Genomic DNA, 25814 nt, shown 5'->3' on the forward strand with positions numbered 1-25814 from the left:
GCAGCCTCGGCCTTGGCGGCCGGCGCGGCGGCGGCGGGCGCGGCGCCCTGGGCGGCGCCCTCGACCACGACCACGACCGAACCCTTGGCGACCTTGTCGCCAACCTTGACCTTCACTTCCTTGACCACGCCGCCCTGCGAGGCCGGAATTTCCATCGAGGCCTTGTCGGATTCGACGGTGATCAGGCTTTGCTCGGCCTTGATGGTGTCGCCCACGGCGACCATGACTTCAATGACTTCCACTTCCTTGAAGTCGCCGATGTCCGGCACTTCGATCTCGACCGGGCCGCTGGAAGCGGCCGGGGCCGATGCCTCGGCCTTGGGCGCGGCGGCGGCGGCCTGCTTGGGCTCTTCCTTGGCGGCCGGCTTGGATTCAGCCTTCGGGGCCTCTTCCTTCGCGGCGCCAGCGTCGGCCGCTTCAACTTCCAGCACGACCGCGCCTTCGGCGACCTTGTCGCCGACCTTCACGGCGATGGACTTCACCACGCCGCCCTGCGACGCGGGGATTTCCATCGAGGCCTTGTCGGATTCGACCGTGATCAGGCTTTGTTCCGCCTTGATCGTGTCGCCCACGGCAACCAGCACTTCAATGACTTCCACTTCTTTGAAGTCGCCGATGTCGGGAACCTTGATTTGCACGATGTTGCTCATGTCTCTTTACCCTCAGGCGTATTGCGGGTTGGCTTTGTTCGGATTGATGCCGTACTTCTTGATGGCTTCCGCCACCTTGGCGACCGGCACCTTGCCCTCGTCGGCCAGCGCGCGCAGCGCGGCGACGACGACGAAGTGGCGATCCACTTCGAAGTGCTCGCGCAGCTTCGAGCGGAAATCCGAGCGGCCGAAACCATCGGTGCCCAGCACCTTGTATTCGCGGCCCTTGGGCACGAACGGACGGATCTGGTCCGCAAAGAGCTTCATGTAGTCGGTCGACGCGATGATCGGGCCTTCCGTCTTGGCCAGCTGTTCCGTGACGTAAGCGACCTGCGGCTTTTTCTCGTCGGGGTGCAGCATGTTGTGGCGCTCGGCGTCCAGGCCGTTACGGCGCAGTTCCGTGAAGCTGGTGACGCTCCAGATGTCCGAGGCGACGTCCCAGTCGGCGGCCAGCAGTTCCTGTGCGGCCATGACTTCGCGCAGGATCGTGCCCGAACCCATCAGCTGCACGCGGTTCTTGCCCTTGCCGTGCGACTTCAGCTTGTACATGCCCTTGATGATGCCTTCCTCGTCGCCCTTGGTCAGACCGGGCTGCGGGTAGTTTTCGTTCATCACCGTCAGGTAGTAGTAGACGTTTTCCTGGTCTTCCACCATGCGCTTGAGGCCATGCTGGATGATGACGGCCAGCTCATGGCCGAACGTCGGGTCGTAGGACACGCAGTTCGGGATGGTGGACGCCAGGATGTGGCTGTGGCCGTCTTCGTGCTGCAGGCCTTCGCCGTTCAGCGTCGTGCGGCCGGCGGTGCCGCCCAGCAGGAAGCCGCGCGCTTGCATGTCGCCGGCGGCCCAGGCCAGGTCGCCGATGCGCTGGAACCCGAACATCGAGTAGTAGATGAAGAACGGGATCATGATGCGGTTGTTCGAGGAGTACGACGTGGCCGCCGCAATCCACGAGCTCATCGCGCCCGCTTCGTTGATGCCTTCCTGCAGGAGCTGGCCGTCGGCCGCTTCCTTGTAGTACATGACCTGGTCCTTGTCGACCGGGGTGTACTTCTGGCCTTCCGGCGCATAGATGCCGATCTGGCGGAACAGGCCTTCCATGCCGAAGGTGCGCGATTCGTCGGCCAGGATCGGCACGACGCGCGGACCCAGTTCCTTGTCGCGCAGCACCTGGTTCAGGATGCGCACGAAGGCCTGGGTCGTGGAGATTTCGCGGCCTTCAGCGGTGGGTTCCAGCACGGCCTTGAAGGCGTCCAGCGCGGGCGCCTTCAGTTGTTCGTCGGCCTTGGCGCGGCGGCGCGGCAGGTAGCCGCCCAGCGCGGCGCGGCGCTCGTGCAGGTACTTCATTTCGGGCGAATCTTCGGCCGGCTTGAAGTACGGCAGGTCCGCCAGCTTGTCGTCCGGGATGGGGATGCCGAAGCGGTCGCGGAATTCGCGGATCGAGTCCAGCTCCAGCTTCTTCTGCTGGTGGGTCGGGTTCTTGGCCTGGCCCACGTGGCCCATGCCGTAGCCCTTGATGGTCTTGGCCAGGATGACGGTCGGCTGGCCGGTGTGGGTGCTGGCGGCGTTGAACGCGGCGTACACCTTGTGGGGATCGTGGCCGCCGCGGTTCAGGCGCCAGATGTCCTCGTCGCTCATGCGCGACACGGCTTCCAGCAGCTTCGGATGCTTGCCGAAGAAGTGCTCGCGGACGAACTTGCCGTCGTTGGCCTTGTACGCCTGGTACTCGCCGTCGACGGTTTCTTCCATGATCTGGCGCAGGATGCCTTCCTTGTCATGGGCCAGCAGCGGGTCCCAGTAGCCGCCCCAGATCAGCTTGATGACGTTCCAGCCCGAACCGCGGAAGTCGCCTTCCAGTTCCTGGATGATCTTGCCGTTGCCGCGCACCGGGCCGTCCAGGCGCTGCAGGTTGCAGTTGATGACGAAGATCAGGTTGTCGAGCTTTTCGCGCGCGGCCAGGGCGATGGCGCCCAGCGATTCGGGTTCGTCCATTTCGCCGTCGCCGCAGAACACCCAGACCTTGCGCTTGCTGGTGTCGGCGATGCCGCGGGCGTGCAGGTACTTCAGGAAACGGGCCTGGTAGATGGCCATCAGCGGGCCCAGGCCCATGGACACGGTCGGGAACTGCCAGAAGTCCGGCATCAGCTTCGGATGCGGGTACGAGGACAGGCCCTTGCCATCGACTTCCTGGCGGAAGTGGTTGAGCTGTTCTTCGGTCAGGCGGCCTTCGAGGTAGGCGCGGCCGTACATGCCCGGCGAGGTGTGGCCCTGGAAGTAGACCAGGTCGCCGCCGTGGTTTTCGTCTTCGGCGTGCCAGAAGTGGTTCTGGCCGCAGCCGATCATGGTGGCCAGCGAGGCGAACGACGCGATGTGGCCGCCCAGGTCGCCGCCGTCCGGCGGGTTGTGCTTGTTGGCCTTGACCACCATGGCCATGGCGTTCCAGCGCACGTACGAGCGGATGCGCGATTCCAGTTCCAGGTTGCCCGGATGCGCCGGCTCCAGGCCGGGGGGAATCGTGTTGACGTAAGCGGTATTGGGCGAGAACGGGATGTGGGCGCCGGAGCGACGGGCTTCGTCGATCAGGCGTTCCAGCAGGTAGTGGGCGCGCTGCGGTCCTTCGCGATCAAGGACTGCCGCCAGGGCTTCGAGCCACTCCTGGGTTTCAAGGGTGTCTTCGTCGTTGGCAGCCTGCACGGCGCCAGCCTGGGCGAAAGAGGACATCGTGTGTCTCCTGTTGGGGTTCGTTCGTGACCACACACCCGCTTATTTATCTACTCGCGGACATTGCATGGTAGCCGGGATCATCCGGGCTACCATGTGATGCATGGGGTCGGGGTGTTCTAAGGACCTGCCAGGGCCGGTTTCCCTATCAGGCGGCATTCTAAGAAAGAAGATTAACCGGTCGCAAGGAAAATTTCATGTTGCGGTACGGCATTTCATAATGCGGAAAGCTGAACAGAAGCTGACTTGCAAATTCGCATACTGAATGCCCGAGGCGCATACTTTTTATGGCCTAGCCTAAAAGGAGGGGTTGATTCCCGGCAATTCCCTCCCAACACGCACTAAAATGCGCGGTCTATCCGACCCGAATTCCATGTCCAGCGCGCCCAAGTCCAACATACCCACGCCATTCCACGACCACGCCCGCACCCGGCGGCGCGGGGTGTACTGGGTCACGCCCGCGATGGTGCTGATTCTGTACATCTGTGTGATGGCGGTGTTCTTCTGGCTGCAGCGCATCCATGACGACAGCGTCATGTTCGTCACGATCGACCAGGAACTGCGCCAGCAACGGCTGATCTGGGTGGTGCTGGCGCTGTCCTGCGTGATCGTCATCAGCCTGCTGATGCTCTGGCGCTATACGCGCTTCCGGTCCACCGCCGAGGCCGCGCTCATCGCCGAAACCGGTTTCCGGCGCGCCATGGAAAACTCCATGTCCACGGGCATGCGGGTGCTCGACATGGAAGGCCGCATCGCCTACGTGAACCCCGCGTTCTGCCGCATGATCGGCTGGAACGAGGCCGACCTGATCGGGCGCAGCCCGCCCTTCCCCTACTGGGTGCCGGGCCGCCACGAGCAGCACCAGCATACGCTGGACGTCCTGATGTCCGGCAAGACGCCCAGCAGCGGCCTGGAGGTCGAGGCGCAGCGCCGCGACGGCTCGCGCTTCACGGCGCGCATGTATGTGTCGCCCCTGCTGGATCCCAACGGCAACCAGATCGGCTGGATGACGTCGATGACCGACATCACCGAGCCCAAGCGCATCCGCGAGGCCCTGACCGCCGCGCACGAACGTTTCATGACCGTGCTGGAAGGCCTGGACGACGCCATTTCTGTCACCGCCGACACCCACGACGGCCTGGAACTGCTGTTTGCCAACCGCACCTACCGCCGCGTGTTCGGCGCGCAGACGGGCGGCCACGACGAACTGCTGGCCGGCCGCCGCGGCCGCTTTACCGACGAATCGGTCGAGGTCTTCGCGCCGTCGGTGCAGCGCTGGTTCGAAGTCCACCACCGCATGCTGGCCTGGACCGACGGCCGCCGCGTGCGCATGCAGGTGGCGCGCGACATCACCGAGCGCCGCGTCCACGAAGAAGCGTCTCGCGTGCAACAGGAAAAGATCCAGCTCACCAGCCGCCTGACCACGATGGGCGAAATGGCCTCGTCGCTGGCGCACGAACTGAACCAGCCGCTGACGGCCATCGCCAACTACAGCATGGGCGCGGTCGCGCTGGTCAAGGCTGGCCACACCAGCCCGAACATGCTGCTGCCGGCGCTGGAAAAGGCCGCCTCGCAGGCCGAGCGCGCCGGCAAGATCATCAGCCGCATCCGCGAATTCGTGAAGCGCAGCGAGCCGCGCCGCCAGCGCGTGGCCATCGGCCGCATTGTCGACAATGCCATCGGTTTCGCCGAAATCGACGCCCGCAAGCGGCGCATCCGTATCGACAGCTTCGTGCCGTCGAACGCCCCGGACGTCCTGGCCGACCCCATCCTGATCGAGCAGGTGCTGCTGAACCTGCTCAAGAATGGGCTGGAAGCCATGGAAAAGAGCGAGTCCGACGAGCTTAAGGTTGCCGTAATTCTGCACGACCAACATATCGAGGTGGCAGTGGTTGACCGCGGCCACGGCCTTGCCGAACCCGAGCGCCTGTTCGAACCCTTCTTCAGCACCAAGACCCAGGGCCTGGGCATGGGGCTGAATATCTGCCGTACCATTATCGAATCGCACCATGGCCGCCTGTGGGCAGATCCCAATCCTGCCGGCGGCACCATCTTCCGCTTTACCCTGCCCTGCGCTGCACCCCAGTCGCAGGCCCAGAACGATCAGTCCGAGGAGTTGCACGCATGAACACGCCCCACCTGTCGAGCACGGTATTCATTGTTGACGACGACGAAGCGGTCCGCGATTCGCTGCGCTGGCTGTTGGAAGCCAACGGATACCGCGTTCGCGCCTACGCCAGCGGCGAGTCTTTCCTGGAAGACTACGACGCCAGCCAGATCGGCGTGCTGATCGCCGACGTCCGCATGCCCGGCATGAGCGGCCTGGAACTGCAGGAACAGCTGATCGCCCGCAACGCGCCGCTGCCCATCGTGTTCATCACGGGCCACGGCGACGTGCCCATGGCCGTGTCCACCATGAAAAAGGGCGCGGTCGACTTCCTGGAAAAGCCCTTTAATGAATCCGACCTGCGCGAAATCGTGGCGCGCATGCTCGAACAGGCCACGCAGCGCGTAAGCAAGCACCAGGCCCAGAAGGATCACGAAGCCATGCTGGCGCGCCTGACCGCGCGCGAGCAGCAGGTGCTGGAGCGCATCGTCGCCGGCCGCTTGAACAAGCAGATCGCCGACGACCTGGGCATCAGCATCAAGACCGTCGAGGCGCACCGCGCCAACATTATGGAAAAACTTGAAGTGACCACCGTTGCTGATTTGATGAAAGTGGCTTTGGCCAAACCCGAGGCACATGCATGACCGCTAGGATTATTGACGGCGCGGCTTTGTCGCTGCGCATCCGCGAAGAAGTCGCCCAACGCGTTTCGGCCCTGGCCGCCAAGGGCGCCCGCCCCGGCCTGGCCGTTGTCCTGGTGGGCGCGGATCCCGCGTCGCAGGTGTATGTGCGCAACAAGGTCGCGGCCTGCGAAAAGGCCGGACTGCATTCCGTGAAAGAGCAGTACCCGGCCGAGATGACCGAAGCCGAACTGCTGGCCCGCATCGAAGTCCTGAACCAGGACCCGACCATCCACGGCATCCTGGTGCAGCTGCCGCTGCCCAAGCACATGGACGCCCACAAGGTCATCGAGGCCATCGCGGCCGAGAAGGACGTGGACGGGTTCCATGTCAGCAATGCCGGCCTGCTCATGACCGGCCAGCCGCTGTTCCGTCCCTGCACGCCCTATGGCGTGATGAAGATGCTGGAATCCGAAGGCGTGGCGCTGCGCGGCGCCGAGGCCGTCATCGTCGGCGCCAGCAATATCGTGGGCAAGCCCATGGCCATGCTGCTGCTGCAGGCCGGCGCCACCATCACGATCTGCAATTCCAAGACGCGCGACCTGGCCGCCCAGACCCGCCGCGCCGACGTGCTGGTGGTCGCCACCGGCAAGCCCGGCATGATCGACGGTTCGATGATCAAGCCCGGCGCCGTCGTCATCGACGTGGGCATCAATCGCGGCGCCGACGGCAAGCTGTGCGGCGACGTGGACTTCGCCTCCGCCAAGGAAGTGGCCGGCGCGATCACGCCCGTGCCCGGCGGCGTGGGCCCCATGACCATCGCCATGCTGCTGGTCAATACCGTCGAAGCGGCGGAACGGGCCGCGGGCGCCTGAGGACGCAAGCGCAGCCGGACACCGGCAGCCCCCCGGTGTCTGACACCCGCATGAGACAGCCGTCAGACTGAACGGCCATCTCCCGGGTGTCAGACACCTGCCGCGATACCCCGGCGCGTGCAAGAGAAACCGGTGCCCGGCGATCCGCACCTTGCATTCTTGCGGATCGCCCTTACCTGATCCTTATGTCCTTCGCCGGCGCGCCGACCGCGCCGCCCGCCATCATTCAAGCCGGTAACACCATGACCCAGAACCCCCTGCTCGCCCCCGTTTCCGACCTGGTCGATTACGCGGCCGTCAAGCCCGGACACATCGTGCCCGCCGTCGAGGAACTGCTGGGCATCGCCCGTCAGGCCGTGGACCACGCCGCCGACCCCGCGCTCGCTCCCTCCTGGGAAGCCGTGGTCGAGCCCCTGGATACCGCGTCCGAGCGCCTGTGGCGCGCCTGGTCGGTTGCCGGCCACCTGAACGCCGTGGTCAACACGCCGGAGCTGCGCGAGGCCTATAACGCCGCCCTGCCCCTGGTGACCGAATTCTCGACCTGGGTGGGCTTGCACGAAGGCCTGTACAAGCAATACCAGCGCCTGGCCGCGGCCCCCGATTTCGCGTCGTGGTCGCCGGTGCGCCGCCGCATCGTCGACATGGCCCTGCGCGACTTCCGCCTGAGCGGGGTCGAACTGCAGGGCGCGGATCGCGAGCGCTATGCCGCGATCTCGGACCGCGAAGCCCAGGCGTCCCAGAAGTTCTCGGAAAACGTGCTCGACTCCATCGACGCCTGGTCGCTGTTCGTGGAAGACGAAGGCCGCCTGGCCGGCATTCCGGCCGACGTCCGGGCCGCCGCCCGCGCCGCCGCCGAAGAAGACGGCAAGCCGGGCTGGAAGCTCACGCTCAAGATGCCCTGCTATCTGCCCGTGATGCAGTACGCGCAGGACCGCTCGCTGCGCGAGGCGTTGTACCGCGGCTACGGCACGGTGGCGTCCGAACAGGGCGAGGCCAAGTTCGACAATTCCCCCCTCATCGAAGAGCTGCTGGCGCTGCGCGCCGAAGAATCGGGCCTGCTGGGCCTGGGCACCTTCGCCGCCCTGCGCCTGCAGACGCGCATGGCCCGCGACGCCCGGGAAGTCACTGAATTCCTGCGCGACCTGGCTGGCCGGGCCAAGCCCTATGCCCAACGCGACCTGGCTGAACTGACGGCCTACGCCACCGGCGAACTGGGGCTGGACAGCCTGCAGCCCTGGGACGTGGCCTACGCCTCCGAACGTCTGCGCGAATCGCGCTACGCGTACTCGGAAGACGAGGTCAAGCAGTACTTCACCGAACCGCGCGTGCTGGCGGGCCTGTTCGACGTCATCCAGACCCTGTTCGACGTGCGCCTGACGGAAACCCCTGTGTCGTCCTGGCACGCCGACGTGCGCGGCGTGCGCGTCGAAAGCCCCGACGGCAAGCTCATCGGACACCTCTACCTGGACTTGTACGCGCGCGCCGGCAAGCAGAACGGCGCCTGGGTCGACAGCGAGCGCACGCGCCGCGTCGTGGCCGGCAAGGTGCAGACGCCGATCGCCTACCTGACCTGCAATTTCTCGCGCCCCAACGGCGACCGCCCCGCCGTGCTGACGCACGACGACGTCATCACCCTGTTCCATGAAACCGGCCATGCGCTGCATGCGCTGCTGTCCGAGGTCGACGAGCCCGGCGCGGCCGCGTTCGCCAGCGTCGAGTGGGACGCCATCGAACTGCCCTCGCAGTTCATGGAGAACTTCTGCTGGGAATGGGCCGTGGTGCAGAAGCTGTCCGCCCACGTGGACTCCGGCGAGCCGCTGCCGCGCGCGCTGTACGACCGCATGGTCGCCGCCCGCAACTACCAGAGCGGCATGCAGACCGTGCGCCAGATCGAATTCGCGCTGTTCGACATGCTGATGCACGACCGCGCCAAGGGCGCGTCGATTTCCGAGGTGCTGGCCCTGCTGCAGGAAGTGCGCAAGGAAGTCGCGGTGCTGTTCCCGCCGGCGTGGCATCGGCTGCCGCATGCCTTCTCGCACCTGTTCGCGGGCGGCTACGGCGCGGGCTACTACAGCTACAAGTGGGCGGAAGTGCTGTCCGCGGATGCTTACGAGGCCTTCGAAGAGGCCGCCGCGAAGCAGGCGGGCAACGCGCTCGGCACGCTGGATCCGGAAACCGGCGCGCGCTTCCGCCGCGAGGTGCTGGCCGTTGGCGGCTCGCGCCCGGCGGCCGAGTCCTTCGCCGCGTTCCGCGGCCGCGCGCCGCGCATCGACGCGCTGCTGCGCCACAGCGGCATGACGGCTGGCTGACACTGCCCCCAGGCTTGATTCAGACGCCTATGCCAAGCGCACGGCCCGCCCTTTGGGCGGGCTTTTTTTCGCCGCCCGCTTGCGCCCGCACAATCCGCCCCCGCCCCGCCCTGCCCGCGCCTCGCCCAGCGGGTAGAATCCGAAAGGTTTACCCCTTTCCGGCTACTGGACCCATGCGACATCTCGTTTCCGGCCGCGCCTTTCGCGGACTGCTGTTGGCCTTGTGCGTGTTTCTCGCCGCTTGCGGCGACAGGAACGTCGACTGGACGCTCTACAACGTGAAGGGGCACCTGCCGGACCTGAAATTCTCGCTGCCCGGCGCGGGCGGCAAGACGGTCAGCAGCGACGATCTCAAGGGCAAGACGGTGCTGCTGTTCTTCGGCTACGCCAGCTGCCCGGACATCTGCCCGACCACCATGGCGCAGCTGACGGCGGTGCTGCAGAACCTGGGCGACAAGGCCAAGGATGTGCGCATTCTCTTCGTCAGCGTGGATCCGCACCGCGACACGCCGGACATCCTGCAGGCCTACGTCAACGCGTTCAACAACAACGCCATCGGCGTGACCGGCGACGAAAGGCAGATCGCCGATCTGGCCCGCCGCTACCGCGTGGCCTACCAGATCGAGAAACCGCGCCCCGGCGACGATGCCGACATGTACGAAGTGACGCACAGCCGCGGCGTGTACATTTTCGACAAGGACGGCCACGCGCGCCTGCTGGCGTCGGACACCGACAGCATCGAGGCGCTGACCAAGGACGTGCGCCAGCTCATCGACATCACCTCCTGATCCGGCCGGTCCGGCGCTCGCGGGCGCCGGATGCGCACACCAGTTGTTACAGCGGCGGCGCGCGGGGCGTGGGTATCATCAGTCCACATCGCCCCTTTTCCCCTAGTAAGGAGTACGCGCATGAGCATCATCATCATGATCATCGTCGGGTTCATCGTGGGCCTGATCGCCCGCGCCATCATGCCCGGGGACCAGAACATGGGGATCATCATGACCACCATTCTGGGCATCATCGGCGCGGTTGTCGCCGGATTCCTGGGCCAATCGCTAGGCTGGTACCAGCCCGGCGAACCCGCTGGCTGGATCGGATCCGTCGTGGGCGCGATCATCGTGCTGTTCGTGGTGGGCCTGATCGCAAAGAAGCGCACCTGACGCCGAAGCCAGGCAGGCAGCAAAAAAGAACGGGCCGATCGCAAGATCGGCCCGTTCTGCATTACCGGGGGCCGCAAGCAGCCCCGCCCGTTCAGCCCGCGGGCGTGGCGGCGGGCGCCGTGGGCGTGCGCTCGGTCCAGCCGCCGCCCAGCACCTTGTACAGGGTGACCAGGTTGGACAGGCGAGCCAGGCGCGTGTCGACCAGCGCCTGCTGCGACGAATACAGCGAACGCTGCGAATCCAGCACGCTCAGGTAGTCGTCGATGCCCTGGCGGAAGCGCTGCTCCGACGCGTCGTAAGCGCGCTGGTTGGCGTCCACCAGCAGGCGCTGGGCCTGGATCTGGTCATCCAGGGTGCCGCGTCCGGCCAGGGCGTCCGCAACTTCGCGGAAGCCCGTCTGGATCGACTTTTCATACTGCGCGACCTGGATGTTCTTCTGCACTTCGGCCAGGTCCAGGCCGGCGAGCAGCGAGCCGCCCGCGAAGATCGGCACGGTGATCTGGGGCACGAAGCTCCAGGCGCCCGAGCCGCCCTCGAACAGGCCGCCCAGGCTGGCGCTGGCGGTGCCGGCCGAGCCCGTCAGGCTGATGGTCGGGAAGAACGCCGCGCGCGCCGCGCCGATATTGGCGTTGGCGCCCTTGAGCTGATGCTCGGCCGCGCGGATGTCCGGACGCCGGACCAGCAGGTCCGACGGCAGCCCGGCGGGCAGCGTCGTGGGCAGCATGCCGTCTTCCAGCTTGACAGCGCCATCGAGCGCGGCCGTGAGCTCGGGCGTCAGGGGCTTGCCCACCAGCAGCACCAGCGCGTTGCGGTCCTGCGCGGCCAGGCGCGTGTATTGCGACAGGTTGCGCTGAGCGGTACGCAGCGACACTTCGGCCTGGCTCAGGTCCAGCGCCGTGGACAGGCCCTGGTCGTAGCTCTGCTTGGTGAGGTTGAAGGAGTCTTCCTGGCTCTTGAGCGTGTCGCGCGTCAGGTTCAGGAGTTCCTGGTCGGCGCGCAGCGTGAGGTAGGCGTTAGCCACCTCGGCGATCAGCGTGAGCTGGGTCGCCGTGCGCGTTTCGTCCAGCGCCAGATAGGATTCCAGCGCCTTGTCGCTCAAGCTGCGGATGCGGCCGAACAGGTCCAGTTCCCAGGCGGACATGGCGGCGCCCACCTGGTAGCTGTGGCTGGTGGTGGCCTGGCCGCTCTGCGTCATGTCGCCGGGCGTGCGCTGGGCCGTGCCCTGGCCAGCGACGCCGATGCTGGGCATCAGGTCGGCGCGCTGGATGCGGTACTGCGCGCGCGCCGCTTCGACGTTCAGGGCCGCGACGCGCAGGTCGCGGTTGTTGGCCAGCGACTGCTCGATCAACTGCTGCAACAGCGGGTCGCCGAAGAAATCGCGCCAGCCGATATCCGCCGTGGCCATGCCGCCCGGCGCGGCCGCCTGGGCCGCCTGGTAGGCCGGGCCCGTGGGATAGGCCGCGTCGACCGGCGCATCCGGCCGCTCGTACGTGGGGGCCAGCGAGCAGCCCGCCAGGGCCGCCGCCAGGGAAACAGACAGCAAGGTTCTCATCTGGAGCTTCATTACGGTTGACCCTCCGCCGGCACGTCGTGCGCGCTCTTGGCGCTGGTGTCGTGCTTGTCGACGTTTTCGCTCATGCGCTTGACCTTGAACACGCGCAGCATGATCACGAAGAAGGCCGGGACGAAGAAAATGGCCAGGAAGGTGCCGGTCAGCATGCCGCCGATAACGCCGGTGCCGATGGCGTTCTGGCTGCCCGAACCGGCGCCGGACGAAATCGCCAGCGGGGTCACGCCCAGGATGAACGCCAGGGACGTCATCAGGATGGGACGCAGGCGCTGGCGGGCGGCGTGGATGGCCGATTCCGTCAGGCTCGCGCCGGCCTCGTAGTGCTCCTTGGCGAATTCCACGATCAGGATGGCGTTTTTGGCCGCCAGCCCGATGGTCGTGAGCAGGCCCACCTGGAAGTACACGTCGTTGGACAGGCCCCGCAGCAATGTCGCCAGCAGCGCCCCGATGATCCCCAGCGGCACCACCAGCATGACCGCGGACGGAATCGTCCAGCTTTCATACAGGGCCGCCAGGCACAGGAACACCACGATCAGCGAGATCGCGTACAGCGCGGGCGCCTGGGCGCCGGACAGGCGTTCTTCGAAGGACAGACCCGTCCATTCGAAGCCCACGCCCACCGGCAGCTTGGCCGCCAGCCGTTCCATTTCTTCCATGGCCGCGCCCGAGCTGTAGCCCGGCGCCGCCTGGCCCTGGATGTTGTAGGACGGCACGCCGTTGTAGCGGTTCAGCTTTTGCGGGCCGAAGCTCCAGGTGGCCTTGGAGAAGGCCGAGAACGGCACCATGTCGCCGGCGTTATTGCGCACGTACCACTTGTTCAGGTCTTCCGGCAGCATGCGCGCCGAGGCCTCGCCCTGCGCGAACACCTTCTTCACGCGGCCGCGGTCGATGAAGTCGTTGACGTACGACGAACCCCATGCGGTGGCCAGCGTGCTGTTGATGTCCGACACGGCCACGCCCAGGGCGCGCGCCTTTTCGCGGTCAATGTCCAGCTGGTACTGCGGCGCGTCTTCGATGCCGTTGGGACGCACGCCCACCAGCACCGGGCTCTTGGCGGCCTCGCCCAGCAGCTGGTTGCGCGCGGCAAGCAGCTTTTCGTGGCCCACGCCAGCGCGGTCCATCAGCTGGAAGTCAAAGCCGGTGACGTTGCCCAGTTCCATCACGGAAGGCGGCGGCACCACGAACAGCTGCGCACGGCGCTCGGTCTTGGCGAAGTGCGCGTTGGCGCGCGCCGCCACGGCGCCGGCCTTCAGGCTGGCGTCGCCGCGTTCTTCCCAGTCGCGCAGCTTGATGAACAGGATGGACGCGTTCTGGCCGCGGCCGCCAAAGTTGAAGCCGTTGACCGCGAACACCGAGGTAACGGCATCCTTTTCTTCGGTCAGCAGGTATTTGGTGGCGTCGTCGATGACGGCCTTGGTGGCTTCGGCGGTGGCGCCGGCGGGCGTCTGGATCTGGGCGAACAGAATGCCCTGGTCCTCGGCCGGCAGGAACGCGGTCGGGATGCGGGTGAACATCCAGCCCATGGCGATGACCAGGGCCAGGTAGACCACCATCAGCCGCTTGGTGCGGGTCAGGCCGCGCGCAACGGTGTTGGCGTAGCCGTTGCTGCTGCGGTCGAAGGCGCGGTTGAACCAGCCGAAGAAGCCCTTCTTGGAGCCGTGATGGCCCTTGGGGATGGGCTTGAGCATCGTCGCGCACAGTGCCGGCGTGAACACGATGGCCACGATCACGGACAGCACCATGGACGACACGATGGTGATCGAGAACTGGCGGTAGATCACGCCGGTGGAACCGCCGAAGAACGCCATGGGGATGAACACGGCGGCCAGCACCATGGCGATGCCGATCAGCGCGCCGGTGATCTGGCTCATGGACTTGCGGGTGGCCTGCTTGGGCGAGAGCCCCTCCTCGGCCATGACCCGTTCGACGTTTTCCACCACCACGATGGCGTCGTCGACAAGGAGGCCGATGGCCAGCACCATCCCGAACATCGTCAATGTGTTGATGGAATAGCCGAACGCCGCCAGCACGCCGAAGGTGCCCAGCAGCACTACCGGCACGGCAAGCGTGGGAATCAGCGTGGCGCGGAAGTTCTGCAGGAACAGGTACATCACCAGGAAGACCAGGATGATGGCTTCCACCAGCGTCTTGAACACTTCATGGATCGACAGGCTGACGAACGGCGTCGTGTCGTACGGATAGACGACGTCCATGCCCGGCGGGAAGTAAGGCTTCAGGTTGTTGATGGTGTCGCGCACCGCCTGCGCCGTGTCCAGCGCGTTGGCGCCCGGCGCGAGCTTGATCGCCAGACCCGAGGCCGGATTGCCGTTGTAGAAGCTGTCGATGGCGTAGGTCTGCCCGCCGAGCTCGATGCGCGCGACGTCGCGCAGGCGCACCTGCGAGCCGTCGGTGTTGACCTTGAGCAGAATCTGGCCGAAGTCCTCGGCCTTTTCCAGGCGCGACGGCCCGATGATGGTGGCGTTGAGCTGCTGGCCGCGCACGGACGGCAGGCCGCCCAGCTGGCCGGACGACACCTGCACGTTCTGTTCCTTGATCGCGGTCGTGACGTCGACCGTCGTCAGCCCGTAATTGACGAGCTTGGCCGGATCGAGCCAGATGCGCATCGCGTACTGCGAACCGAACAGCTGGAAGTCGCCGACGCCCTGCGTGCGGCTGATGGGATCCTGGACGTACGACGCGACGTAGTCGGCCAGGTCGTCCTTGGTCATCGTGCCGTCGGTGGACACGAAGCCCGCCACGATCAGGAAGTTCTTGGTGGCCTTGGTGACGCGGATGCCCTGCTGCTGCACTTCCTGCGGCAGGAGCGGCTGCGCCAGCGCCAGCTTGTTCTGGACCTGCACCTGCGCGGTGTCGGGGTTGGTGCCCTGCTTGAAGGTCAGCGTGATGGACATGCTGCCGTCAGAGTTGCTTTCCGACGAGATGTACTGCAGGCCGTCGAGGCCGTTCATCTGCTGCTCGATCACCTGCACCACGGTGTCCTGCACGGTCTGCGCGGACGCGCCCGGGTAGGTCACCGCGATGCCGATGGCGGGCGGCGCGATGTTGGGGTACTGGGCGACCGGCAGTTGCAGGATGGACAGCGCGCCGGCCATCATCAGCACGATCGCGATCACCCAGGCAAAAACCGGCCTATCTATAAAAAACTTTGCCATGCATGGCTCCCTGATTACTGCTTGGCCGGCGCGGCGCTTGCCGCCTGCGGCTGCTGCGCCTTGGCGCCGGCTTCGGTGGCGACGACTTCGACGCCCGGCCGCACCATCTGCAGGCCTTCCACGATCACCTTGTCGCCCGCGGCCAGGCCGTCGGTGACGAGCCACTTGTCGCCGATGGCGCGGTCGGTCTTCAGTTCACGCAATTCGACCTGGTTCTTGGCGTTGACCACCAGCGCCGTGGGCAGACCGCGCTGGTTGCGGGTCACGCCGCGCTGCGGCACCAGCAGGCCGTCGGCGGCGACGCCGTCGGCCAGGCGGGCGCGCACGAACATGCCCGGCAAGAGGCGGCGGTCCGGGTTGGGGAACACCGCGCGCAGCGTGATCGAGCCGGTGCCCTGGTCCACCGTCACTTCGGAGAACTGGAGCTTGCCGGTGTCTTTGTATTGCGAACCGTCTTCCAGGGTCAGCGTGACCAGCGCGGCCTGTTCGCCGTCGGCCTTTTTAAGCTGTCCGCTGGCCAGCGCATCCTGCAGACGCAGGAGCTGGACGCTGGATTGGGTCACGTCGACGTAGATCGGGTCGATTTGCTGCACCGCAGCCAAAGCGTTGGTCTGGTTGGCCGTGACCAGCGCGCCTTCGGTCACCGCCGAACGGCCGATGATGCCGTCGATCGGGGACAGCACCTTGGTGTACACCAGGTTGATGCGCGCCGTGTCCAGCGCGGCCTTGGCCGACAGCACGTCAGCGGCGGCCTGATCGCGCGAGGCGACGGCGTTGTCGTAGGTTTGCTGGCTGACGGCGCGGGTGGCCACCAGCGGCTTGTAGCGCTCGGCCAGCAGGGCGGCCGTCTTCTGCTGCGCCTGGGCGCGCGCCAGCGCGGCCTTCTGACTGTCGACGCTGGCCTGGTAGAGGGCCGGGTCGATCTGATAGAGCTGTTGGCCGGCCTTGACTTCGCCGCCTTCGGTGAACAGGCGCTTCTGGACGATGCCGTTAACCTGGGGACGCACCTCGGCCACGCGGAACGCGGACGTGCGGCCCGGCAATTCGGTGGTGAGCGAAACGGGCTGCGTCGCCAGGGTGACGACCGTCACTTGCGGCTTGCCCGCCTGGGGCGCGTCCTGCTTCTTGCCGCAAGCGGCCAGCGTGAGAGCCGATGCCGTCAGCGCGAAGACGGCCGCGCCGCGCCACATAGCGCTTTTCTTATTCATAGATTGCATTCCCGATTCCAAAAAAAGTGCCCCGCGCGGCGCGCGCGCCGCGTGACTGTTGCCCGCTACGGGCCTGCTTGCCTGGGGCGATCCTGCGAAAAATTCAGCCCGTCAGACCGTCTTGGCGCGGTCCGCGTGGATCGACTTGGGTGGTTTCGCGTTGAACACGCATGGCTGGACGTTTATCGCATTGCTGCATTGCAGAAGTCGCATTCTGAGTTATCCCGCTTTAGAAACAAAGGGGCTTGAAGAGAAAACATCATTCCAATTATGGGACAATAGCCGCATCGCCACTATGACAAAATCCCGGCATGAAACGCCTACAGGGAATGGAACTTTTCGTCGAGGTCGCCAAAACGCACAGTTTTAGCCGGGCCGCGGCAACGCTTGGGGTGCCGAAGTCCACGTTGTCTCGCCAGGTGGCCGAATTGGAGCGGTCGGTAGGCCTGCGGCTGCTCAGCCGGACTACCCGCAAGGTAGAGCTGACGGATGCGGGGCGGCTGTATTTCGAGCGCTGCCAGCGCATCGTGGCCGAGGCGCAGATCGCGCATGAAGAACTGCAGAAGCTGGTGGACACGCCGGCCGGGCCGCTGCGGGTGAACATGCCCGCGGATTTCGGCACGGACTTCCTGGCTGAATCGTTCATGGAGTTTTCCCGGCGCTATCCCGATGTGACCTTTTTCCTGGATCTCGCGAATCCCGACCACGCGTCGCGCGTGTTCCAGACCTGCGATGTTTCGATCGAAATCGGCGACCTGCCCGACTCGACCCAGATTGCCCGGCTGCTGGGCATGCTGCCCGCCCACCTGTATGCCTCGCGCGAGTACCTGGAGAAGCACGGCGAGCCGCGGCATCCCAGCGAATTGACCCGGCACGAATGCATAGAGTTCCGCGCGGAAGGCGCCGGCCGCGTCACGCGCTGGCCGCTCAGCAATGGCCAGCAGCACATCGAGTTCACGCCGGGCAACCGGTTTTCCGTCAATGGCGTCGCCATGGCCCGCCGGCTTGCCATGCTGGGCGCGGGCATCGCGGTGCTGGTGGGCGGCCAGTTGGCGGAACAGCAGTCGGGCCAGCTGCAGCGCGTGCTGCCGGACTGGCAACTGGGGCCGTTTCCTGTCCATGCGGTAACCGAAACGCGGCTTCTGCCCGCCAAGACCCGGATTTTCATCGAGTTCCTGATGGAACGCCTGGGCAGCTACCGGCAGTCGAAGGATACCGCCGCTTTCATGAAATGAACCTGAGACCGAAACAGATTGAAAAATCTGAAGGCCGCCGACATCTGATGTCGGGAGATGTGACCAATCGGGGGATGCCCGCCCGCCCCGTCAGAAAGCCTCGTCGTCGCGCAGATAGCGCCATTGGCCCAGCGGCAGGTCGCCCAGGGCCACGCGGCCGATGCGCACGCGCTTCAGGCCCACGACCTTCAGGCCGACCAGTTCGCACATGCGGCGGATCTGGCGCTTTTTGCCCTCGCGCAGCACAAACCGCAGCTGGTCATGGTTCTGCCAGCGCACCTGGGCGGGCTTGAGCGCCTTGCCGTCCAGCGACAAGCCGTGGTTCAGCAGGGCCAGCCCGTTGTCCGACAGTTCGCCCTGCACGCGCACCAGGTATTCCTTGTCGATGCTGGAGTCCTCGCCGATGAGTTGCTTGGCGACGCGGCCGTCCTGGGTCAGGACCAGCAGGCCCTGGGAATCAATGTCCAGGCGGCCTGCGACGGCCAGCCCCTCCAGGTGGGCGCGCTCGAAGCGCTGCGGCGACCGGTCGCTGGCGAAGCGCGAACGCGAGTCGATCAGGGCGACGGCGGGCGTATAGCCCTTTTCGGCCTGGCCGGACACATAGCCCACCGGCTTGTTGATCAGAATGGTGACCCGCGAGGTCTGGCGCGCCTGCGCGGCGCGTTCCAGCGTGATGACCTGGTCGGGATAGGCCCGCGCGCCCAATTCGGACACGACGACGCCGTCCACGCGGACCCAGCCGCGCTCGATATAGCTGTCGGCCTCGCGGCGCGAGCAGAGTCCGCGCTCGGACATGAGCTTGGAGATACGTACTTTTTCCATGGGCGGTATTGTATGCGGCCCTGCGGCATCGCGACGCAGGCGGCCTGTCAGCCGGGCTTGGCATAATACGCAGCCATGACGACTCCCGCAGCACATCGCCCCCCTCTTGCCGCAGGCTGGCTGGCGCAAGCCCCGGCCATCCTGTCCCCTGCACAACGCCACTGGCTGTTCCGTCCGGGCGCGCTTACCGCGGGCCTGCGCCAGGTCGGCCAGGTGCGTCTGCGGGTGCTGGCCGAGTATGCCGATGGCGCCCCGCCGGACGAGGCCCGCGCGATGCGCATCGCGCCCGGTTCGCCCGTGTGGATCCGCGAGGTGCTGATGTCGGTAAATGGGGTGGACAGCGTGCCGGCGCGCAGCCTGACGCCCCTGACCGCCTCGCACGGCGCCTGGCAAGGTATGCGGCGCCTGCTGACCCGGCCGCTGGCCGACATGCTGTATCACGACAGCACCGTCATCCGATCGCCGTTCGCGTGCCGGCTGCTGGCCTCGCCTGTGCCGTTTTACGCCACGGCGCGCGACGTCCTGCCGCCCGCGGGGCGGGCCCTGCAGGCCGGCCGCATCTGGGCCCGCCGCTCGGTGTTCTGGCGCCAGGGCCAGCCGCTGCTGGTGGCCGAATGCTTCCTGCCGGGATTCTGGGAGCTGGTCGCCGACCAGCCCGTGCCGCCCCTGGTGCCGCACCAGCGCACGCCGCGCTGACGCGGCGCGGGCCCTTCAGCCCTCGTAGCGCCGCCCCTGCTCCAGCAATTCGGGCGTGCCGATGACGGCGTTCAGGCCGTCGAAGTCCAGCATGTTGTGCTTCCAGGGCGCAGTGGTGCCGTGCTGCCGCAGGCTGCCGTAATAGCCTTGCAGCGTGTGCGCCACGGCGCGCGCGGTGCCGCCCGGGAAGATGACAATGCGGAATCCCAGCGCAGCCAGCTCGCCGGCGCTTTGCACCGGCGTCTTGCCGCCTTCAACCATATTGGCCAGCAGCGGCACGCGCGCGGCAAATCGGTCGCAGGCGGCGCTCATCTGTTCCGGCGTGCGCAGGGCTTCGATGAAGAGCGCGTCGGCGCCGGCTTCCAGGTAGGACTCGGCGCGGTCCAGCGCGGCGTCCAGGCCTTCAGTCGCCAGCGCATCGGTGCGCGCCAGGATCAGGGTGGACGCGTCGACCCGCGCATCGACGGCGGCGCGCAGCTTGCCGCACATCTCGGCCGCCGGAATCACCGTCTTGCCGTCCAGGTGGCCGCAGCGCTTGGGAAAAGTCTGGTCCTCAAGCTGGATCATGGCGGCGCCCGCGCGCTCGAAGCCGCGCACGGTGCGCTGCGTGTTCAACGCGTTGCCGAAGCCCGTGTCGGCATCGACGATCACCGAGGCCGACACCCGCTCGGCGATGCGCGCCAGCGTGTCCTCGACCTCGGTGTACGTGGTCAGGCCGATGTCCGACCGGCCCAGCCGCGTATAGGCGATGGACGCGCCGGACAGGTACAGGGCGTTAAAGCCCGCCTGCTCGGCCACCAGGGCGGACAAGGCGTCGTAGACGCCGGGGGCCAGCACCGCGCCGGCCGCCAATTGCGCTTTCAGGTTCTGTTTTTGCATCATTTCCGCTTCCCGGGGCCCATTCGTGCGCGGCCCCTTTCCGTTTTTTACACACCCTGCTCCAGGCTGCGCCCGAGCAGCGCCGCCGCGGTCGCCGCGGCGATATGGCCGCCCGCCACCGCGCTGAGCAGGCCGTTGCCGGACAGGTAGCCCGACACGTCGTTGCCCGACACGCCGCGGGCGGCGCCGCCCGCGGCCAGCAAATTGGGGAAGGCGCGGCCGTCCTGGTCCAGGACCCGGCATTGCGCGTCGATATCGAGCCCGCCCTGCGTGTGGAACAGCGCACCGGTCACCTTGATCGCGTGATAAGGCGCCTGCAGGGTCCGCTCGAAGCGGCGGCCCAGCGGGTCCGGCGTTTCCGGGCCCACCGCGTCCAGTGTCTGGCGCAGCGTGTGAGGGTCGCAGCCGATCAGGGCCGCCAGCTCGGGCACGTCCGCGCAGGTCTTGCGCGCCTGTCCGGCCTCGGCCTCCACGAAGTCCGGAAAACCCCGGGCCAGCGCCAGCGTGCGGTCGTCGAACACATTCCAGGCCACCGAGCCCGGCTGCGCCAGCACATGCACCGCGGCCTCGGAATAGCCATGGGTCTCGTCGTGAAAGCGGCGGCCGTCGCGGTTGATCTGCACGCCGCCGTCCATCATCACGGCCCAGGAGATCAGCGCGCCCTGCGGCGTGGCCCACGAACCATGGCCCTGGTAGCCGCCCAGGTCGGCCAGCCGCGCGCCAAGCTGCGCGCCCCAGCCGATGGCGCTGCCGTCGTTGCCCGCGTGGCCGCCATAGACGGCCTCGCGCATGGCGGGCAGGTGCTCGCGCACCATCGCCGCGTTGCCGCCAAAGCCGTTGCAGGCCAGGATCAGCGCATCGCAGCCGATCACATCGACCGACCCGTCGGGGCGCTCGCAGCCTACCGCCGTTATGCGGCCCGCGTCGTCCACCCAGAGCTCGCGGGCGAGCGCGCGCGTCAGCAGATAAGCCCCCGCCCCGGTGGCCGCCCGTTCCAGCGCGGCCACCAGTGCCGCGCCCGTCCGTTCGGGCAGCGTGTGCATGCGTCGCGCGGTGTGGCCCGGGTACAGGAAACCGTCCAGGACTTCGAAGGCCAGCCCGTGCGCCGCCAGCGCGTCCATAGCGGCCGCGGCCGCGCCCGTGTAGGCGGCGACCAGTTCCGGCGAGGCCGTGCCGTGGGCCTTGGCCTGGATGTCGGCGGCAAAGCGCTGCGCATCGTCTTCGATGCCGGCGGCGCGCTGTACCGCCGAACCGGCCGCTGGAATGAAGCCGGACGACAGGGCCGACGATCCGCTGGGCGTGGCGTCGCGTTCAATCAGCACGGTCTCGATGCCGGCGGCGGCAAGGCGCAGCGCGGCGGTCAGGCCGCAGGCGCCCGCGCCGATGATGGCGACCGGCACGTGCATGGCGTCCGCGCCAGGCGCGGCGCCCCTTTTGACGACCGGCCCGCTCACGACGCCAGCCTGTCCAGCAGGTCCTGGCACGACACCACATCGGCGACCGTACGCAGGTCCGCCAGCGCGGCATCGTGCATAGCGGGCGTGGGCGCGGCGCAGCCGTCGGCCAGCACTGTCACGTGGTAGTCGCGCATGTGGGCGTCGCGCACCGTGCTGGCCACGCCGCCGTTGGTGACGATGCCTGCCACCACGACGCTGGAGATGCCCGCGCGCCGCAGCACCCAGTCCAGCTGCGTGTTGAAGAAGGCCGAATAGGCGACTTTCCAGACCGACACGTCCACCAGGCCATCCAGCTCGGCCACGTTGGCCTGCCCGCGCGAGCCGGCGACGAAGTCGCCCTTGCGCAAGAACGGGCGCAGCTGCTTGAGGTGCGGCGAGATCATGGGTTCGCCGTGCGCGTCGGGCCACAGCGTGAACTGGCTGGCGGCCACGAAGCCGCCGCGGGCCTTCAGGGCGCGGGCAACGGGCGCAACGCGTTCGGGCAAGGCGCGCGCCTGCGGGCTGACCGCGCCGCCGCGGTCGTATGCGCCGCCAGGGGCCAGGAAGTCGTTCTGCAGGTCGATGATGACCAGGGCCGTCGTGCGGGGGTCGAAGGAATGCATGGTCCGCTCCTACGAATCAGTCCGGGCGATCAGCAGATTGCCCAGGGGATCGACGCGCCCGGCAAAGCCCGGCTCGATCCAGATGGTGGTGTCCGGCTGTTCGAGGATGGCGGGGCCCGCGACCTCGGCGCCCACAGGCAGGTCCAGGCGCGCGTAGCGCACGGCGTCGCGCCATTGCCCGGCGTGGAAGACCGCCTGCGTGCCCAGCGCGGCCGGCATGTCCTTGCCCGTAGGCGCCAGCAGCGCCAGGTCGAACTTGGGGCGCTGGCCAATGCGGGCGTAGCGCAGGTTCAGGATGCGGATCGCGATGCCGCTCAGGCTGCGGCCGAACGCGGCGCGATAGGCGCGCTCGAACGCGGCGGCGATGCCGTCGCGGTTCAGCTCGCCGCGGCCGACTTCGACGCGCACGGTGTGGCTCTGGCCCACGTACAGCATGTCCAGTTCGATGCTCTCGCGGATGCCTTCGAAGGACACGCCGGCCGAATCCAGCCGTTCCTGGCAGGCGCCGGCCAGCCCGTCGATGCGCGCCAGCAGGTCGCCGGCGTCCAGCGCGTCCAGCGCCACGTTCAGGGTCTGCACGCCGTCATGGCGCATATCGGCCATGACGCAGCCCAGCGCCGAGGTCACGCCCGGGTAGCGCGGGACGATGCCGTGGGCGGCGTCCACTTCGTTCATCATGGCGCAGACGTGCAGCGCGCCGCCGCCGCCGAACGGCATGTAGGCGAACTTGCGCGGATCGTGGCCGCGTTCGATGGACACGACGCGGATCGCGCCCGCCATCTTGGCGTTGGCCACGGTCAGGATCGCTTCGGCCGCGGCATGCGCGTCCAGGCCCAGCGGGCGGGCAACATGTTCTTCGATGGCGGCGCGCGCCAGCTCGACGTCCATCCTGGCCAGCAGCCCGCCGCCCAGCGGGCGGTCGGCCGCGATGCGGCCCAGCAGCACGTTGGCGTCGGTAACCGTGGGCCGCGTGTTGCCGCGGCCATAGCAGGCGGGGCCCGGGATGCTGCCCGCGGACTCGGGGCCGACCTGCAGCAGGCCGCCCGCGTCCACGCTGGCGATAGATCCGCCGCCCGCGCCGATGGTTTCGATCTGGATCATCGGGGCGCGCACCACCATGCCGAAGTCGATGGCCGTCTGCGCCGACAGCGACGCCTCGCCGTCGGCCACCAGCGACACGTCGAACGACGTGCCGCCCATGTCGCCCGTGACCACGTTGGGAAAGCCCGCGGCGCGCGCAATGGCGGCGCAGGCGATCACGCCCGCCGCCGGACCGGACAAGGCGGTGCGCACCGGCACGTCGCAGGCGGTCTGGCGCGACATGACGCCGCCGTTGCTCTGCACCACCAGCAGTTCGCCGGCGAAGCCATGCTGCTGCAGGTCCGACTCCAGCCGCGTCAGGTAGCTGCCCACCACGGGCTGCAGCGCGGCGTTCAGCACGGCGGTCGAGCAGCGTTCAAACTCGCGGATCTCGGGCAGCACCTCGGTGGCCGCCGTGACGTTGCCGTTCGGCCAGACCGACCGCACGCGCGCAACAGCCTGGGCCTCGTTGACCGGGTTGGCGTAGGCGTTCACGAAAAACACGCAGACGGCGTCGCAGCCCTGCTCCAGCAGCTGGCGCGCCGCCGCTTCAACCTGGTCCAGGTCCACCGGCGTGTGCAGCGAGCCGTCGGCCAGCACGCGTTCGCTGACTTCCAGGCGCAGGTCGCGCGGCACCACCGGTTCGTAGTTGCCGCGCAGGCCCCAGGTCTGGGGCCGGTCGCGCCGGCGCATTTCCAGCACGTCCCGGAAGCCCTCCGTGGTGATGATGCCGGTGCGCGCCACCTTGCGTTCCAGCAGCGCATTGGTGCCCACCGTGGTGCCGTGCACGATGGTGGCGATGTCGCCTGCCCCGTCGGCCACCCGCGCGATGCCGTTCATGAAGCCGCGCGCTTCCTCGCCGCGGGTCGACGGCACCTTGACGACGCGCGCGCTGCCGCCCGCCTCGTCCAGCACGAAAAGATCCGTGAACGTGCCGCCCACGTCCACGCCAACCACCAAGCCTTGCGCCGCGCTCATGCCGACTGCTCCTTCTGAATTTCGCTTACGTAACCCATCTTGCGATCGTGCTCGCGCGCCGCCGGATCACGCCGCGCGGGTTCGCCGTAGCCGCCGCCGCCCGGGGTTTCCAGGCGCACACGGTCGCCGCGCACAAGCCGGATGCCCAGCATCTTCGAGCTCATGGGCGGGGCCTGCCACTGGCCGTCCTGCTGATAGCGGAAGACGTTCAGCGCGGCCTGTCCGCCGCCCGCGATGCCTTTGGGCGCGCTGCGGCCGCGTTCGCCGAAGATGAAGGCTTCGGCGCTGTCTTCCAGCAATTCGATTTCATAGATTGCGCCCAGGCCGCCGCGGTGCGCGCCGTCGCCCGCCGAATCGGGACGCAGCGCCCATTGCGTGAAGCGCACCGGATAAGCCGCCTCCAGGATTTCCAGCGGCGGGATGGTGGCGGTGGAGATGGGCGCGTTGCCGTGGCTCAGGCCGTCGCCGTCCGAATGCCCGCCATGGCCGCCGCCGAAGAAGCTGAACATCACCCAGCGCTGGCCCTTGCGCGCCGCGTCGCTGCGGTAGCCGGCGATCGACAGCGCGTTGATGGTGCCGTAGGCCTGCGCCATGGCGCGTTCCGGCGCGGCCTTGGCCATGGCGCAGAAGATCACGTCGATCATGCGCAGGATGGTCTCGGTGTAGCCGCCCACGGGGCGCGGCCGGTCCGCCGAGATCACCAGGCCATCAGGCAGAACCACGTCCACCGCGTCCAGCACGCCGGCGTTGGCCGGCACGTCCGGGAACAGGTGCTTGAGGGCCACGTAGCAGGCCGCGATCGCCGTGGCGCGCGAGATGTTCACCGGACCCGCGCAGGCGGGCGAGGTGCCGGTGAAGTCCAGCGCCAGGCGGTCGCCGGCGATCGTGAGCTTGAGCGCGATGCGCAGCGGCGTATCGCGCACGCCATCGTTGTCCAGCATGTCCTCGAAGGCGTATTCGCCGTCGGGCAAGGCCGCGATGTGGTCGCGCATCAGGCGGCGCGCCCGTTCGCGCAGCGTGTCCAGGGACTCCAGCACCGTGGCGTCGCCGTATTCGTCCAGCAGGCCGTCCAGCCGGCGCGCGCCCAGTTCCAGCGCGGCGAGCTGGCCGTTCAGGTCGCCCCACAGGCTGTCGGGCAGGCGGGTGTTGGCCTTCAGGATTGCCAGCACGTCCTGGTCCAGCACGCCGGCGCGCACGATGCGCACGGGCGGGATCTGCACCGCTTCCTGCCAGCATTCCGTGGCGGCCGGGTTGTAGTTGCCGGGCACCGCGCCGCCCACGTCGTGCCAGTGCGCCGCCGACGCCAGGAAGCAGAACAGGCTGCCGCCGCGGAACACCGGCTTGACCAGCTTGAAGTCGTTGGCGTGCGTGCCGCCCTCGTACGGATCGTTGAACAGCCAGACGTCGCCGTCCACCATGCCGCCGCGTTCGGCGGCCGCCTTGGCCGCGGCCTTCACTGCGAACGCCATCGCGCCCACGAAAACGGGCAGGCCCGACTTGCCCTGGATCAGGGTGGCGCCGGTGGCCGCGTCGTACATGCCGTGGCAGGCGTCATGGGCCTCGGCGATGATGGGGTTGAATGCGCTGCGGTACAGGGTCGCGTCCATTTCGTCGGCGATCTGTTCCAGGCGGCCCTTCAGGACCGCCAGGGTAACGGGGTCAAGCATGATGT

19 protein-coding genes are annotated in these 25814 nt (G+C 67.5%); 8 read left to right on the forward strand and 11 right to left on the reverse strand.

What is annotated here, in order from left to right; translation table 11 throughout:
* Nucleotides 1–650, reverse strand: a 650-nt coding sequence (locus KYC_RS01695) for a biotin/lipoyl-containing protein (protein WP_008158217.1), incomplete at its 3' end; no start/stop codon positions are given.
* Nucleotides 651–662: 12 nt separating this feature from the next.
* A complete protein-coding gene (aceE, locus tag KYC_RS01700) occupies nucleotides 663–3371 on the reverse strand; it encodes a pyruvate dehydrogenase (acetyl-transferring), homodimeric type (RefSeq protein ID WP_008158218.1) in 2709 nt (902 codons plus the stop codon).
* 373 nt (nucleotides 3372–3744) lie between these two features.
* On the opposite strand from aceE, the gene KYC_RS01705 reads away from it, so the two are divergent.
* The 6 genes from KYC_RS01705 (at nucleotide 3745) to KYC_RS01730 (ending at nucleotide 10442) form a co-directional block, all read left to right on the forward strand.
* Nucleotides 3745–5499 carry a PAS domain-containing sensor histidine kinase gene (locus KYC_RS01705; protein WP_008158219.1) on the forward strand — a complete coding sequence of 585 codons (1755 nt, stop codon included), beginning with the start codon at nucleotides 3745–3747 and terminating at the stop codon, nucleotides 5497–5499.
* Entirely contained in the window at nucleotides 5496–6122 is a 627-nt protein-coding gene (locus KYC_RS01710) for a response regulator transcription factor (protein WP_006219003.1), read from the forward strand. The genes KYC_RS01705 and KYC_RS01710 overlap by 4 nt, the downstream gene beginning before the upstream one ends.
* Nucleotides 6119–6973: a bifunctional methylenetetrahydrofolate dehydrogenase/methenyltetrahydrofolate cyclohydrolase FolD gene (gene folD, locus KYC_RS01715; protein WP_008158220.1), complete on the forward strand. Its 855-nt coding sequence runs from the start codon at nucleotides 6119–6121 to the stop codon at nucleotides 6971–6973. The genes KYC_RS01710 and folD overlap by 4 nt, the downstream gene beginning before the upstream one ends.
* Nucleotides 6974–7215: 242 nt before the next feature.
* The gene (locus KYC_RS01720) at nucleotides 7216–9282 is read left to right on the forward strand and encodes a M3 family metallopeptidase (protein ID WP_043517307.1); all 2067 of its coding nucleotides are present in this window, start codon (nucleotides 7216–7218) and stop codon (nucleotides 9280–9282) included.
* Between the two features lie 173 nt (nucleotides 9283–9455).
* Nucleotides 9456–10070 carry an SCO family protein gene (locus KYC_RS01725; RefSeq protein ID WP_008158222.1) on the forward strand — a complete coding sequence of 205 codons (615 nt, stop codon included), beginning with the start codon at nucleotides 9456–9458 and terminating at the stop codon, nucleotides 10068–10070.
* Between the two features lie 120 nt (nucleotides 10071–10190).
* Nucleotides 10191–10442, forward strand: a complete 252-nt coding sequence (locus KYC_RS01730; RefSeq protein WP_008158223.1) for a GlsB/YeaQ/YmgE family stress response membrane protein — start codon at nucleotides 10191–10193, stop codon at nucleotides 10440–10442.
* A 91-nt stretch (nucleotides 10443–10533) separates the two neighbouring features.
* Here KYC_RS01730 and adeC read toward each other — a convergent pair whose 3' ends face one another.
* From adeC to KYC_RS01745, 3 genes are read right to left on the reverse strand one after another with little or no spacing between them, the layout of a single operon-like run.
* On the reverse strand, nucleotides 10534–12006 hold the full coding sequence (gene adeC, locus KYC_RS01735; protein ID WP_043517299.1) for an AdeC/AdeK/OprM family multidrug efflux complex outer membrane factor: 1473 nt from the start codon (nucleotides 12004–12006) through the stop codon (nucleotides 10534–10536).
* On the reverse strand, nucleotides 12006–15185 hold the full coding sequence (locus KYC_RS01740) for an efflux RND transporter permease subunit (protein ID WP_008158225.1): 3180 nt from the start codon (nucleotides 15183–15185) through the stop codon (nucleotides 12006–12008). The genes adeC and KYC_RS01740 overlap by 1 nt, the downstream gene beginning before the upstream one ends.
* Nucleotides 15186–15199: 14 nt before the next feature.
* Nucleotides 15200–16375 (reverse strand): efflux RND transporter periplasmic adaptor subunit, encoded by a 1176-nt coding sequence (locus tag KYC_RS01745; RefSeq protein WP_008158226.1) that lies wholly within the window; start codon nucleotides 16373–16375, stop codon nucleotides 15200–15202.
* Between the two features lie 347 nt (nucleotides 16376–16722).
* On the opposite strand from KYC_RS01745, the gene KYC_RS01750 reads away from it, so the two are divergent.
* The gene (locus KYC_RS01750) at nucleotides 16723–17628 is read left to right on the forward strand and encodes a LysR family transcriptional regulator (protein WP_008158227.1); all 906 of its coding nucleotides are present in this window, start codon (nucleotides 16723–16725) and stop codon (nucleotides 17626–17628) included.
* A gap of 90 nt (nucleotides 17629–17718) precedes the next feature.
* Here KYC_RS01750 and KYC_RS01755 read toward each other — a convergent pair whose 3' ends face one another.
* A complete protein-coding gene (locus KYC_RS01755) occupies nucleotides 17719–18450 on the reverse strand; it encodes a pseudouridine synthase (protein ID WP_008158228.1) in 732 nt (243 codons plus the stop codon).
* Nucleotides 18451–18525: 75 nt separating this feature from the next.
* Between KYC_RS01755 and KYC_RS01760 the strand changes: the two genes are divergently transcribed.
* The gene (locus tag KYC_RS01760; RefSeq protein ID WP_008158229.1) at nucleotides 18526–19146 is read left to right on the forward strand and encodes a chorismate--pyruvate lyase family protein; all 621 of its coding nucleotides are present in this window, start codon (nucleotides 18526–18528) and stop codon (nucleotides 19144–19146) included.
* 15 nt (nucleotides 19147–19161) lie between these two features.
* Here the strand turns inward: KYC_RS01760 and KYC_RS01765 are convergent, their stop codons facing one another.
* Genes KYC_RS01765 through KYC_RS01785 form a run of 5 tightly spaced genes read right to left on the reverse strand, consistent with a single transcriptional unit; the run spans nucleotide 19162 to nucleotide 25809 of the window.
* Nucleotides 19162–20025, reverse strand: coding sequence for an isocitrate lyase/PEP mutase family protein (locus KYC_RS01765; RefSeq protein ID WP_008158230.1), 864 nt, complete (start codon nucleotides 20023–20025; stop codon nucleotides 19162–19164).
* Nucleotides 20026–20072: 47 nt separating this feature from the next.
* Nucleotides 20073–21479, reverse strand: a complete 1407-nt coding sequence (locus KYC_RS01770; protein WP_008158231.1) for an FAD-dependent oxidoreductase — start codon at nucleotides 21477–21479, stop codon at nucleotides 20073–20075.
* Nucleotides 21476–22084, reverse strand: coding sequence for a cysteine hydrolase family protein (locus tag KYC_RS01775; RefSeq protein WP_008158232.1), 609 nt, complete (start codon nucleotides 22082–22084; stop codon nucleotides 21476–21478). Before KYC_RS01775 ends, KYC_RS01770 begins: the two co-directional genes overlap by 4 nt.
* Nucleotides 22085–22093: 9 nt before the next feature.
* Nucleotides 22094–24142: a hydantoinase/oxoprolinase family protein gene (locus KYC_RS01780; protein ID WP_008158233.1), complete on the reverse strand. Its 2049-nt coding sequence runs from the start codon at nucleotides 24140–24142 to the stop codon at nucleotides 22094–22096.
* The gene (locus KYC_RS01785) at nucleotides 24139–25809 is read right to left on the reverse strand and encodes a hydantoinase B/oxoprolinase family protein (protein ID WP_008158234.1); all 1671 of its coding nucleotides are present in this window, start codon (nucleotides 25807–25809) and stop codon (nucleotides 24139–24141) included. The genes KYC_RS01780 and KYC_RS01785 overlap by 4 nt, the downstream gene beginning before the upstream one ends.
* Nucleotides 25810–25814 lie beyond the last annotated feature (5 nt).

Origin of the sequence: Achromobacter arsenitoxydans SY8, assembly GCF_000236785.1 — a bacterium.
In the GTDB taxonomy this organism is placed as follows: Bacteria; Pseudomonadota; Gammaproteobacteria; order Burkholderiales; family Burkholderiaceae_B; genus Achromobacter; species Achromobacter arsenitoxydans.

Coding starts and splice junctions, on each gene's coding strand:
- KYC_RS01745 (WP_008158226.1), bottom strand. CDS start 16,375: ATGTGGCGCGGCGCGGCCGTCTTCGCGCTGACGGCATCGGCTCTCACG.
- KYC_RS01775 (WP_008158232.1), bottom strand. CDS start 22,084: ATGCATTCCTTCGACCCCCGCACGACGGCCCTGGTCATCATCGACCTG.
- adeC (WP_043517299.1), bottom strand. CDS start 12,006: ATGAAGCTCCAGATGAGAACCTTGCTGTCTGTTTCCCTGGCGGCGGCC.
- KYC_RS01765 (WP_008158230.1), bottom strand. CDS start 20,025: ATGCAAAAACAGAACCTGAAAGCGCAATTGGCGGCCGGCGCGGTGCTG.
- KYC_RS01785 (WP_008158234.1), bottom strand. CDS start 25,809: ATGCTTGACCCCGTTACCCTGGCGGTCCTGAAGGGCCGCCTGGAACAG.
- KYC_RS01710 (WP_006219003.1), top strand. CDS start 5,496: ATGAACACGCCCCACCTGTCGAGCACGGTATTCATTGTTGACGACGAC.
- KYC_RS01760 (WP_008158229.1), top strand. CDS start 18,526: ATGACGACTCCCGCAGCACATCGCCCCCCTCTTGCCGCAGGCTGGCTG.
- folD (WP_008158220.1), top strand. CDS start 6,119: ATGACCGCTAGGATTATTGACGGCGCGGCTTTGTCGCTGCGCATCCGC.
- KYC_RS01730 (WP_008158223.1), top strand. CDS start 10,191: ATGAGCATCATCATCATGATCATCGTCGGGTTCATCGTGGGCCTGATC.
- KYC_RS01780 (WP_008158233.1), bottom strand. CDS start 24,142: ATGAGCGCGGCGCAAGGCTTGGTGGTTGGCGTGGACGTGGGCGGCACG.
- KYC_RS01705 (WP_008158219.1), top strand. CDS start 3,745: ATGTCCAGCGCGCCCAAGTCCAACATACCCACGCCATTCCACGACCAC.
- KYC_RS01720 (WP_043517307.1), top strand. CDS start 7,216: ATGACCCAGAACCCCCTGCTCGCCCCCGTTTCCGACCTGGTCGATTAC.
- aceE (WP_008158218.1), bottom strand. CDS start 3,371: ATGTCCTCTTTCGCCCAGGCTGGCGCCGTGCAGGCTGCCAACGACGAA.
- KYC_RS01750 (WP_008158227.1), top strand. CDS start 16,723: ATGGAACTTTTCGTCGAGGTCGCCAAAACGCACAGTTTTAGCCGGGCC.
- KYC_RS01725 (WP_008158222.1), top strand. CDS start 9,456: ATGCGACATCTCGTTTCCGGCCGCGCCTTTCGCGGACTGCTGTTGGCC.
- KYC_RS01755 (WP_008158228.1), bottom strand. CDS start 18,450: ATGGAAAAAGTACGTATCTCCAAGCTCATGTCCGAGCGCGGACTCTGC.
- KYC_RS01740 (WP_008158225.1), bottom strand. CDS start 15,185: ATGGCAAAGTTTTTTATAGATAGGCCGGTTTTTGCCTGGGTGATCGCG.